Source organism: Pantoea coffeiphila (genome assembly GCF_016909495.1).
Taxonomy (GTDB): Bacteria; Pseudomonadota; Gammaproteobacteria; order Enterobacterales; family Enterobacteriaceae; genus Erwinia; species Erwinia coffeiphila.
This window is the reverse complement of the sequence record NZ_JAFBFW010000024.1, coordinates 1-1,375: the sequence shown is the minus strand read 5'-3', so window position 1 is coordinate 1,375 and position 1,375 is coordinate 1. Positions and strand designations below refer to the sequence as shown.

The window sequence follows — 1,375 nt, the reverse complement described above, 5'->3', positions numbered from 1 at the left end:
ATAGTCCGTACAGATCGATGGTGCCGGGAGACTCTTTGCCGATCACCAGCCACTCATGCGCCAGCGCATCGGCGAACGAGCGGGACGGCCGCAGCGTATAATCAACCTGCCGCGTGTCCATGTTGTAACTGATGGTGTGCCGGGTGATCAGCGCGTTGTATTTGCGCTCACGAACGCCGGTGGCCTGTTCTGTTGCGCGGATGGTGACACGTACCAGCGTATCGTCCGGATGGACCTCGTTAGTGCGAATGCGTACGGAGTGAATTTCTGTCAGCTGCAGCACGCTGGTATCGTTACTGTTGTTCGTGCGGACAATCTGCACCGCGTAACGGCCATATCCCGCTGCCGGCGTTATCTTGTCGGTGCGGTACAACGTGTCGCTGCCACCGCTGCTGTTCGACAGGCCGCCGCTGAAGGTCTGAACGGTGCCGGGTATCTGGTTATTGTCATCGTCAATTTTCCAGATTGTGCCGGTGTAGTTCGCCCAGTTGTCATTGCCGAGCTGGGCCTGAAAATGCACCCACAACTGATCGCCTTCGAGCGGCGCAAAGAACGGGCCAATAACCAGCGGCTGGTTGTCGTTCAGCACAAATTTGGTGGTGTTGATCGTCGCATTAGCCGGGATTTCCTGCGCATCGCCGCCGCTCAGTTCATCAAAGTAGAACGTGTAATACCGTACCGGATCGACAATCTCGCCGTTATCGGTCAGCGTTGCGTTGAACAGATTGGCGTTTAGCGTTACGTCGCGCGTCACGCTGCCGCTGGCCGTGTTGTAGGTCACGTTGATGACGAACGTCACGGCGTGCGGGAATGCCAGGCTGTAGAAGTAATCGAACTCGTCCTGCTTGAGGATCTTCATCGCTATCTCACCACCTGCCAGCTCACCGGAGATAACGGTTGTAGCGGTGGCTGTGTAAGCCGGAAAATCCTCGCTCTCGTTCGGTCCGGGAAGCTCCTGCCCGTCCACGTCATCGAACTCGAACCCCTCATAAATAACCGGTATCACCTGCCCCGGCTCGAACACCTGATAACTGGCACCTGCCAGCGAGCCGAGGTTCGATTCTGAGTAACGCACGCTGTCCACGGTGTAGCGCCCGATCCCGAAATTCATCCACTCGGTGACGTATTTCACGTTGTCGATAAACTCAAACATCGACTCCTGAATCAGGTCAGGGTATGAACGCACCTGGCCGTAAACGTCTGGCCGGGCCTGATAGGTTCGCGCGACGTTAGTCTGGCCGGTCAGCTTATTGTTCGGGCTTTCTTTGCTGTTGTTATCCGCAACAGAGAACGACGACTTCGGCGCGAGGAAGGAGAAGATTTTAGAGATGACTTTGAATACCGGATTAAGCACCTGGCCGATCACACCTTTTGG

The 1,375-nt window shown here is 56.1% G+C and carries 1 pseudogene; it reads right to left on the bottom strand.

The features are described 5' to 3' along the window. A pseudogene (locus JOE09_RS26040) lies at window positions 1-1,375 on the bottom strand (phage tail protein); the annotation flags it as partial.